This window comes from Streptomyces sp. A1277, assembly GCF_004795015.1.
In the GTDB taxonomy this organism is placed as follows: Bacteria; Actinomycetota; Actinomycetes; order Streptomycetales; family Streptomycetaceae; genus Streptomyces.
In genome coordinates this window covers 48,752-58,601 of sequence record NZ_SSBI01000053.1, presented here as the reverse complement: position 1 = coordinate 58,601, position 9,850 = coordinate 48,752, and the positions used below count along the sequence as shown (strand labels likewise).

Here is a 9,850-nt window from a genome sequence, read left to right as displayed (position 1 = left end):
GGCCACCGCCCTCGATGCGGACACGCGGGTACGACCCGATACGCTTCTTCACCTGGAGAGTGCTTCTTTCCGTGCAGCCACAGGACCCTAGACAAGTCCCATCGTTGCAGGTCAGGGGCACTCTCCGTTTATTTGATCAAGCATCGGACACCCCACCTCGCGAAAGCGCGAGGTTAACCTCGATGTGTGCCCGCTCAGAGACAGAGCGCGCTGCTTCTATGTCATACCCATAGGCGTCAGACTCCGCGGCCACATGTCTGACGTGCGGCACGCCGCCGTCACGGAGCAGCCGGAGCAGCGCCTGTTCGCCCGCAGCTCCGACGGCCTTCCTCGCTTCCTCCGCCGTCCGGCTCCACACCACACGAGGGACCGATGCAGGCCCCGCGCCATCCGTCACCTCACTGTCGCTGAGGTCCACAACGGGCCGGCCCGCCATGGTGACCATCCCTGTCCGCCTGAGCCAGGCAAGGCCCTCGGCGTACTGAGCCGGCGTGAGGTCCGAGTAGCCCGGATGGTGGGTGAAGAGAGCCCGTACCCGCGGGATTCCAGCCACGCGCAATTCAGCCAGCCAGCGAAGCGCCGCCCGGCGCGTCGCCTCAGTGGGCGGCGACAGCACTGACGTGGCTCAGCAGGGCGCGGACATCGGCCATGTCCATACCGGCGGCACCGGACGGTTCGTCCTCCAGGTCGGCAAGCTGCTGTACAGCGGGGTCGTCCAGAATCCGCCCCATGAATTCAAGCTTCTCCTCAAGCCGCATAGCCACCACCTCATCGATCGTGCCCTCGACCGCCAGCACGGTGACGCGCGTCTGCGTATCGGGCGCCAGCCCGAGCCGGTGAATGCGGTCCAAGCTCTGCAGGAACCGTCCTGCCATGAAGTCGCGGTCGACGTAAACCGCGTCATGACATACGTGATGCAGGCTGATGCCCTCGCCAAGCGTGGCCGGATTGGACAGGAGAACGTGGCAGTCAGGGTCCTCGCGGAACCGCCTGATCTGCTCCTCCCGGTCCGGTGTGCCGCCGTGAACGACCGCCGGCTGGTACGCGCTGAATAGGCTCTCCATGGTGGTGATGCTGCGCACAAAGGTCGCCCATACAAGGGTTTTGCGCCCCATCGCAGTGTTCGTCGCAACGATATTTAGAGCTTCCTTGTACTTCGGAGAAAGCTCGTGCGCAGGCAGGTTCCGCATGAGCGCATACAGGGACTCGCCTTCTGGCACTTCGAGCGGCGGCACCTGATAGGTCAACGGTTCATAGCGGCTCTCGCCCTCAATGAGCAGCGCGGGACTAGTGGCCGCCATCAGCAGGCGCAGCATCGCCTTGCCCAGGGCGTCGAACTCATCACGCGATGTCTCAGCCCTCGGGGTAAACCGGCCCACCAGCGCGTCGTACACCTCACGGTGCAGCTCCGGCATTTTCAGCCTCCGGATCCGCGTCTCGAAGGAAGGCAGGCCCAGTTCCTTCTTCGTCGTCCGCGTGAACAGCGGCCGCAGCACAGAACTCGCGTACGCGAGATCACCGCCGGCTACAGCCTGCGTCACCACTCTGCGCCCATGACCGGGCCAGACGAACGACAGAAGATTCTCCAGGTCCCGCGCTCCATTCGGAGCCGGAGTCCCCGTGAGGATCAGACGTCGGCGGGTCAGGGGACCCAGTGCCATGCAGGCGCTTCCGTACGTTCCCCTGGCCCCCAGCTTCATCCGGTGCGCTTCATCGAGGATGATCATGGAGGGCGTGCCGCGCAGCCAGTCCGCCAGTGCGGCCAGCGACCTGTCCAGACGCTCGTAATTGACGATCATGATCTCGGCCCTGTGGTCAGGGCTCTTCCCCATCACGACTGTGTGCGGCGGTTCCTTGAAGCAGTACTCACTCTCCGAGAGCCACGACTCGTACGCGGACTTCGGACTGACCACCAGCAGTCGGCATACATCCCCGCACTCGCGCATCGCGGCATACACCGCCAGTCCGACGCGGGTCTTCCCGGCGCCCGGGACGCTGAAGTTGGCGCCGTGCCGGAGGGACAGCAGCCGCGCGATATCCCGACGCTGGAACTCCGTGAGGCCAGCGCGCCAGCTGGCCCCCAGCGCTGCTTCCACAGCGCTGTCGTCCCACGCCTCGGCCGGGCGGGGAGACTGGAGCTGCTCTTCAGCGCGGTCGGCATCATCCAGTACCTCCCCTACCAGAGCACTCAGTTCGTCCGCCCACACCACAGAGTCGGGGTGCGGCCAGTCAGCCAGCGCATCGATGCCTACCAGGAAGTCATCGAGATCCAGCTCCAAGGCGAGGCGTCCACGCGGACTGCCGCCAGGGAATCTGGCCGCGAGCCGCGTCAGATCGCTGCGGTAAGGCTCGCCGGCGCGCAGGAGGGCTTTGGTCCGCGTGACATCGAAACTGATATGCAGGGACGATTCGTCAGGTGTCATGGTCACGAGGGGTCCCGCCGTACGGCCTCACGCAACCACTCGACGCCCTCGCCGGGCACCTCGATGGTCTGAGCCGTGGCCTGGGCCAGCTTCTTCAAAGTGGCCTTCAGCTTGAGAACAGCCTCGTCCAGAGCTTCCTCATCCAGGCTGCGGGCTCCGCTCGCCAGCACCATGTCGGTGATGCACTGTTCGATGTCCTGGCAGGCATCGTTGAGACGGTCGGGGGCAGCCTGCTTCCTCTTGCGGACCCGGGCGTCCTTGCCAGCGGGCTCAAGCGCGTCCTCGACCGCCTTGCGCGCTGTGTCGAAGACGGTGGACGCCGCTTCCAGCTGGGCCGAGGGCACCTTTTTCTTTGCCCGGACCACCGCCTTCGCCCGGAGCACCGAGTCAGTGAAGGCACGGGCCGCAGCGACCTTGGGCTCTTCAGCCTTCACCGCACGGTTGATCCCGGGGATCACACGCCCGGAGGACGCAGCTGTGGCCGGCTTCAGTCCTTCCGGCAGGCGCTGCTCCAGGTACCGCTCGCGGAACTCCGCTTCGATGAGACGGACATCGGTCTTGGAGAAGTCCATCACGATGGCCGCGAGACGGTTCTCCTTCAGCAGCTCGGCCTTCTGGACGTGGTTCTTGGATTCCTTGGCGTAGGCGCGGTGCACCTCGCGCAGCCTCTCCTGGGCGTCCTCGAAGTCGAGGAGCCGGAGCCGTACGCCATCAGCCGCCGACCTGTCGCTCAGGTCCCGGAGGCAGGAGAGCACCCACAGGTCCTGTTCGGCCGTCGACTCCCGGATACGGAAGTCCCGCGCGACCTCCTTCAGCGGGCGACCAGCCTCAACCTGCTCGTCGATCGTGAGCAGCCTGTTGATGTACGAGTAGGGCCGACGGGTGTCGTGGCGCAGCTGCAGTGACAGCTCGACACGGTTGATGTCCGCCCAAGTGCAGGAGTCCGGCAGAACTGCCACCCGGATCTCGGCCACGGCAAGCTCACGCAGTGCTGCGGCCCTGGTGTTGCCGTTGACCAGAATGCCCTCACGGGTAATCAGCCCAGGTTCGTTCTGGCGGAAGTCCGCGAGGCTCTGCTTCAGCGCATCGAAGTCCTTGTCCCGCTTCGAGGGGTCAGAGGGCTCAGCCTTCAGAAGGTGATCGAGATAATCCTGGCTCTCGTCGCTCCACGGGTCTTCGTCGAGCCGGCGGTCCAGCTGCGGGTCGTAGCTGCGCTGCGCCCGGATGCGGTGTGTTCCGGGGTTGTAGTACAGCGCGTGCACTGGCATATCGATGACCTGCACCACCTGCGGCTTCGTCCGCCACTCGATGGTCAGGGTTTCCTGCAGTCCGCCGCCGGCGGACACGTCCCTAAGACGCTGCTCGACGGTCACCTTGTTCTTTGCGGCATGCGGCGGCAGGCCGAATTCCCCGGCGTTCACGGTCACGGTCCGTTCTCCTCTTACTCAAAGGGTTCATCTCAGCTCATGGCGGGGCCGCCGGCCGCAGCGGCCCCGCCATGAGCTGAGAGCGGGTCTCAGGCGGCCGGAAGCCCGAGGGCCTTGCGAACCTCGTCGCGGGACTCAGCCGGCAGCGTACGGAAGTCGGCCCAGAGCCGCTCCACAGTGCTGAACTCACGCTCGTCAGCGGCGACCCAGTCCGTGAGCGTCTGCTTGTGCAACCCGCCGAGCTTGGAGATGCCTTCCAGTACGGCGCTCAGGTCCGCTTCCAGTGAGCGGCCACCCACGCGGCAGCGGTTGCACTCCGCGATGGGCTGCACCGAAGAGGTGCCGTTGGGCAGCTTCACTTTCCGTCGGGCGATGTCAATCTGAGCGGTCTCGAAGGTGTCGGCGTACTCCTGGCCGGGCGTGATTCCGCACGACCGGCAGCGGTTGCCGTCGCGGGTCAGGATCTTCCGGCGCTGAGTGTCCGTAAGGGCCGAGCTGCTCTTGGTGGCCTTGCCAGGCTCCCAGACGGGCTGCCCCTGCGCGACGAACCGCTGTTCGTGCTGGCCCAGGAGAGCGTCTTCCCGGTGGGTGTCAATCTTCCAGCCGTAGTCGCGCAAGTCGCGGACCCGGCGGTCCGCCTGACTGATACCGGGAAAGGCGTTCTTGACCTCCTCCTTGGTGAAGACGTTGCCCTCCTCCACGACAGTCAGCAGCCAGAGCGCAGCGCGCTTCATCGTTCCGAGCTTTTCGTCCTGCCACGACGGCAGAGTCATGCAGAGGCCCCCTTATGTCAGGTACACGGCAGTCGAAGGGTGTCGGGTAGTCGGCGCCCTTCGCGGACACCACCACTCTGACCGCATGACGGCCCGCCACGCCAGGTTCCATAGGGTTTCGAGGGCTTACAGAAAACATCCACACACTCCCGAAATGCCACCGCCTCAGACACAATTAGTGTCCGCCTGGCACCACCAAATGAACGGAAGGCATGCGTGGCCGTCAAACGCAGGACCTGGAAAGAGCTGCCGTCCCACATCACCGCCGCCCACCGGTCTCTGGTGACGGCCTTGCGTGAGATCCGGGAATGCAGCCCGCGAACTCAGGCGGACATCGCGAAGGACGCCCACCAGGAGCCGACAACTCTCTCAAACCACCTAAATGGTGGCCGCATCCCTGACGAAACGCTACTGCGGGGCTTCTACGCGGTAGTGGAGAAGGATGCCACCGCATCCGGTCAGGGGCGGCTTCCCCACACGCTGGACGCGCTCCTCGAATTCCGCACCCGCGCCAAGGAGAAGCACTGCGAGTGCTGCCTTGTCGGCCACCCGGCGGCGTCAGAGCAGTCCGGACAGCCGCAGCCGGCTTCGCCCATCGTTGCGAATCCTGGGCTGGCACGGGCACGACGCCTCCGCCGCCGTGCCCGGCGGCGCGAGATTTCGTTGCCGCAGGAACGCGTCAGGGTGCCGGTCCCCCGCCCGATGGGGGACCGGCACCCCGCAGACGCTGCGGAGCTCACCTGGCCGGAGACTGAACTGGTGGCCAGGTACCTTGCCGATGACCGAAAACACGACGCAGGCTTCCTGCTCTGGCAAGCGGGAGCGTCCTACTCCGCCCCGGACATCGTCAACGCTGTCGGCTCCTGCCGGACTGCTGGCCTGCACGAGGCCGCCGACGCGATACTGATCAACGTTGCTGAACGAACAGACCGACAGGCCGTCTTGAACATCGCGGCGGCGCTGGGCGACGCCGGCCAGCACGAGGACGTCACCTTCATACTGACGGCCGCGATGCGGGCCCCGGAGCCATCCGCCGTCCCGTAGAGCAGGGGTTTGCGCAGGGGCTGGCGACGGGGCAACGCGCAGAGTCAGGGCATGGGGCTGTACGGGGGCTGCGTTGCCCCGCCCCGCTCGCATGCGGGCAAGCCGGCCGACCTCAGCGCCCCACCGCCCCCACCGCCCCCACCAGCCGCCCCAGCGCCGCCCGGGCCGGTGGTCCCCACGTCGGCTTGCCGTTGGGCAGGCCCCGGTCGCCGTCGTCCGCGATGAGCAGGGCGGCCAGTGCGCGCAGGGCCGCCCAGCCTCGGGCGCGGCGGAGGGTTGCCGCGTCCGGGGTCGGGCGGTAGGCGGCGTGGAAGTGGTCCACGGCGGTGGGCGGGAGCAGGGTCCAGGCGGCGGCGAGGTCGTTGGCCGGGTCGCCTGCGAAGAGGTCGCCGTAGTCGATCACGCCGCAGAACGTGCCGTTCGACGTCAGCACGTTGGCGGGATGCAGGTCGCCGTGGAGCCAGAGCGCCGGGCCCGTCCAGTCCGGGGCGGCGACCGCGTCCGTCCAGACCGCGCGGACACCGTCCGGGTCCGGGGTCAGGCCCCTCTCGGTGACCGCGGCGAGGCTGTGGGCGAAGTGTTCCGCGTACGGGGCCAGCGGGCCGCCGCGTCCCCGGCCGGCGGGCGCACCGGCGGGGGCCGGGCGGTGCAGGGCCGTCAGGAACGCGGCCAACGCGTCGGCCGCCTCCTCACCGCGCGTGGCCGGGGCGCGGTCGGCCGGGTCGCCCGGCACCCAGGTGGTGACCAGCCAGGGACGGGGGAAGCGCGCGGTGGGTACGCCCAGGCGTTGGGGGACGGGGACCGGCAGGGGAAGGTGCGGGGCGAGGGCGGGCAGCCAGGTGTGTTCCTTGAGCAGCAGCTCGTCCGCGGACTCCGTCGCCCACGGCAGCCGCACGGCGAGGTCGTCGCCCAGCCGCCACAGCTGGTTGTCCCAGCCGCGCGCCCCGAGCTTCAGAGGTTGGTCGGCCAGGTCCGGGTGCTGGTCGCGCAGGAGGTCCCGGATCAGGTCGGCCGTGATCTCGATGGCGGCGCGGGTAGGGCTCATGCCGGGCCAGCGTAGCCGGGCAACGTCACGGTCACTGCCTTCGGCCGGCCGCTCCCGCCGCGGCCGATCCGGTACACGATCACCGCGGCGCCCGGGCGCCATTGCTTCCCGCCGCTGAAGCAATGGCGCGCGGGCCGGCGGAGCCGTGCCGGGAGCGCTGCGTGTAGCCGCTACACGTAGCCGCTACACGTGCGCCTTGCCGATCACGGCTGGTTTCGTCTGGACGCGAAGTACTGCGGGAGGCGTAGAACGATCGGCGGTTCGCATACGGGATCACCCTGTGGGCACCGGGCGCACATCTGACGTATGCGTTTCGAATCGGGGAGGGTTCCGTAATGGCAAGTGTGAAGTTCCGGGTGTCGAAGGCGGCCGTGGGCGGGGTGGCCGGGGTGCTGGCCGCGGCAGCGCTGACGGGCTGCGGTTCGGACGACAAGGCCGGCTCCGCGGCGGAGCCGTCCGGGTCCGGTGGCGGAGCCGAGCGGTCGCCTTCGCAGGTGGTGCAGGCGACGAACGCGAACACGACCAAGGCCGGGTCGGCGCGGGTGAAGATCACGACCTCCGTCAGTGCGGACGGCCGGAGTCAGACGGTCAAGGGCTCGGGTGTCATGGACTTCGACGGCGGGAAGAGCAGGCTGACTCTGGAGCAGGGGGGCCAGCGGCTGGAGCAGCGCGTCGTGGACCAGGTGATCTATCAGAAGCCGCCGGAAGGCGAGGGTGCCCTCCCCGAAGGCAAGAGCTGGATGAAGATCGATCTGCGGAAGCTGCGCGATTCCGGGGCTGCCGGCAGCAGCGACGTGAATGACCCGTCCGACTCCTTCGCCTACTCCAAGTCCCTCTCGGAAAAGGACGTGAAGAAGGTCGGCAAGGAGAAGGTCGGAGGCGTCGAGACGACCCACTACCGAGTCGATCTCGACATCGACAAGCTCGCCAAGGGGGACGCGAAGCAGGCCAGGAAGCTGCGTGAACAGCTCGGGACGTCCGTGCCCGTGGATCTGTGGATCGATGGCAAGGGCCTGACCAGGCGGCAGCAGATCGAGATGACCGCGCAGCCCACCGGGGGCAGCAAGGCATCCGGCTCGGCGGAACACGGCAAGGCCAAGGTGGTCATGGACTTCAGCGACTTCGGGACCGATGTCACCATCGGTACACCTGCTTCCGGTGACACGGTCGACGTGACGGACAAGATCGTCAAGCAGACCCAGCAGAAGTCGTGACCCATGCCCCCGCACCGGTCCGGTCCGGTCCGTCCTTGTCCGCTCGTCCGCCCGTCCGGGCGGTCGGGCGGTCGGGCGGTCGGGCGGTCGGGCGGACGAGCGGGAGTGCGGGCGGGACCTGCTGAAGCGCGAGTGGCAGCGGCGGCCGGACACGGCGACGGCACGGCCATGGGGTGCGGGGACGGAAACGCGCTGAGGTGCGATTGACGTCCCCCCGGTCGCCGCGGGTGGCTGGTGGACGCCGGGTACCCCCGGCGCGCGATGCGGCCATTGTCGCGAGCGACGGCCGCCGCGAGCCCGCGCCGAACCGGGGGCCCGGGCCCGTACGCCGCCCTACAGCAGCCAGTTCCCCGGCTCGTCCAGCCACACGCGTTGGCCGGCGCTGCTGACCGTGAGCCCGAAGCGGGGCCACTCCGGGCGGCCTCGGGCCAGCCACCAGCCGTGGGCGGCTCGCACCTCGTCCCAGAGGTGGCGGGGGCCGTGCTGCCAGACGCGGGTGTCCTGGCCGTCCTGGGTAAGTGCGCAGGCCCAGGAGCGGTCGTTGCGGCTGTAGAACCAGTGGGGCTGGGCGCCGTGCTGCTTCCGCGCGGCGATGTACGTGCAGTCGGGTACGCGCAGGCCCAGCGCGAACGTCAGGGCGCTGAAGCGGTCGCCGGCCGCGAGGTCCGCCGGTGCCGGGCCCGATTCCAGTGACGGGGCGGAGTCCGGCGGGCGGGGCGCGTACGCCTCGTGGTCGATCGGGGCCGCCCGCTGCGCCCGTAGCTTCATGAACTCGACGGGCCCCGTGAAGTGACCGCTCGCGCTGTCTCCGTCCGGCCCCACCCTGAGCTTGACGAGCCCGTCCGCGTTCGTGAAGTCCGTTCCCCACGGGGCGACGACGATCCCGCCCGGGCGGGTCTGCGCCACCCAGGCGAAGGGGAGTTCGCGGACTGCGCACGTAGCGATGACACGGTCGAAGGGGCCGTGGCCCGGCGCGCCCGCGTAGCCGTCGCCGTGGATGATCTCCATCGGGGCGCCGAAGAAGTGGACCAGGGCCTCTCGTGCCCGTACGGCCACGGCGGCGTCCACTTCTACGCTGACGACGTTCTCCTCACCCACCTTGTGGGCCAGGAGGGCGGCGTTCCAGCCCGTCCCCGTACCGATTTCCAGCACGCGGCAGTAGTCGTCCACCGTGAGGGCGTCGAGCATCCGGAAGACCACGCTCGGCATGGAGGCTGACGAGGTGGACATGCGTCCCGGCTCCCTGCCCTCGTGGTCGCCGTCGTCCCACTGCGTGACGATCGGCACGTCCGCGTACGCGTACCCACGCCACGCGTCCACGTCGTCGGCCCGCGAGACGTGGACCGTCCTGCCCGTCGCCATGTCGAACGGCCACATGCTCTCCGGCAGGAACGCTTCCCGGGGTACGTGGGCGTACGCGTCCAGCCACTCCGTCTTCAGGACGCCGGCGGCCGAGAGGGCGTACCCCACCTCCTCGCGGGTGGGGTACGCCGTTGCCGTCTTCCCGCTCATGCCGCGGACACGGACTTGGGCGGGTTGGGGACGCCGGGGCCGCCGTCCGGCGACGGCGGGTCCTTCGGGCCGGGCCACGGGGTGCCGGGCAGGCCGTCCCCGCCGCCGTCCGCGAAGGTCGTGGTGCTGTGCGTCGTGCGCATGTGTTCCGTCCTCTCGATGAGTGGTCTCGTGGTCGTGGCGGTGTTACAGGCGGTATCTCGCGTGCCTGCTGTTCGTCTCCCGTACGCGTTCGCGGATGCCGTCCGGCGATCCCGTCGTCCCCGGTGGCTTCGGCGGCGGCGCGTCGGGGCAGATGGCCGCGCCGCACCGGCACGGCGGGAAGTCCGCGAGCGAGGCGTAGCGCGTGAGGTCGGGCCCTCTCCGCAGGTCGCGGCTCGGGGGGTCTTCGCCGGCCCGGATGGTAAGGGGG

8 protein-coding genes are annotated in these 9,850 nt (G+C 68.7%); 2 read left to right on the top strand and 6 right to left on the bottom strand.

What is annotated here, in order from left to right; translation table 11 throughout:
• Positions 1 to 596: 596 nt before the first annotated feature.
• The 3 genes from E6R18_RS28815 to E6R18_RS28805 all read right to left on the bottom strand — a co-directional run bounded on the left by E6R18_RS28815 (position 597) and on the right by E6R18_RS28805 (position 4,623).
• The gene (locus E6R18_RS28815; RefSeq protein WP_136319812.1) at positions 597 to 2,423 is read right to left on the bottom strand and encodes a DEAD/DEAH box helicase; all 1,827 of its coding nucleotides are present in this window, start codon (positions 2,421 to 2,423) and stop codon (positions 597 to 599) included.
• A 2-nt stretch (positions 2,424 to 2,425) separates the two neighbouring features.
• On the bottom strand, positions 2,426 to 3,850 hold the full coding sequence (locus E6R18_RS28810; protein WP_240799888.1) for a transcriptional regulator: 1,425 nt from the start codon (positions 3,848 to 3,850) through the stop codon (positions 2,426 to 2,428).
• An 89-nt stretch (positions 3,851 to 3,939) separates the two neighbouring features.
• Entirely contained in the window at positions 3,940 to 4,623 is a 684-nt protein-coding gene (locus E6R18_RS28805; RefSeq protein ID WP_136319811.1) for a hypothetical protein, read from the bottom strand.
• Positions 4,624 to 4,839: 216 nt separating this feature from the next.
• On the opposite strand from E6R18_RS28805, the gene E6R18_RS28800 reads away from it, so the two are divergent.
• The gene (locus E6R18_RS28800; RefSeq protein WP_136319810.1) at positions 4,840 to 5,667 is read left to right on the top strand and encodes a hypothetical protein; all 828 of its coding nucleotides are present in this window, start codon (positions 4,840 to 4,842) and stop codon (positions 5,665 to 5,667) included.
• Positions 5,668 to 5,779: 112 nt separating this feature from the next.
• Here E6R18_RS28800 and E6R18_RS28795 read toward each other — a convergent pair whose 3' ends face one another.
• Entirely contained in the window at positions 5,780 to 6,712 is a 933-nt protein-coding gene (locus E6R18_RS28795; protein WP_136319809.1) for a phosphotransferase, read from the bottom strand.
• 335 nt (positions 6,713 to 7,047) lie between these two features.
• Here E6R18_RS28795 and E6R18_RS28790 point away from each other — a divergent pair, with 335 nt between their 5' ends.
• Positions 7,048 to 7,926 (top strand): hypothetical protein, encoded by an 879-nt coding sequence (locus tag E6R18_RS28790; protein ID WP_136319808.1) that lies wholly within the window; start codon positions 7,048 to 7,050, stop codon positions 7,924 to 7,926.
• Positions 7,927 to 8,259: 333 nt separating this feature from the next.
• On the opposite strand, the gene E6R18_RS28785 is transcribed toward E6R18_RS28790, so the two are convergent.
• Together E6R18_RS28785 and E6R18_RS35090 are read right to left on the bottom strand one after the other, a co-directional pair.
• On the bottom strand, positions 8,260 to 9,438 hold the full coding sequence (locus E6R18_RS28785; protein WP_136319807.1) for a methyltransferase domain-containing protein: 1,179 nt from the start codon (positions 9,436 to 9,438) through the stop codon (positions 8,260 to 8,262).
• Complete coding sequence (locus E6R18_RS35090) at positions 9,435 to 9,581, bottom strand: hypothetical protein (RefSeq protein ID WP_168712465.1); 147 nt, start codon at positions 9,579 to 9,581, stop codon at positions 9,435 to 9,437. Before E6R18_RS35090 ends, E6R18_RS28785 begins: the two co-directional genes overlap by 4 nt.
• Positions 9,582 to 9,850 lie beyond the last annotated feature (269 nt).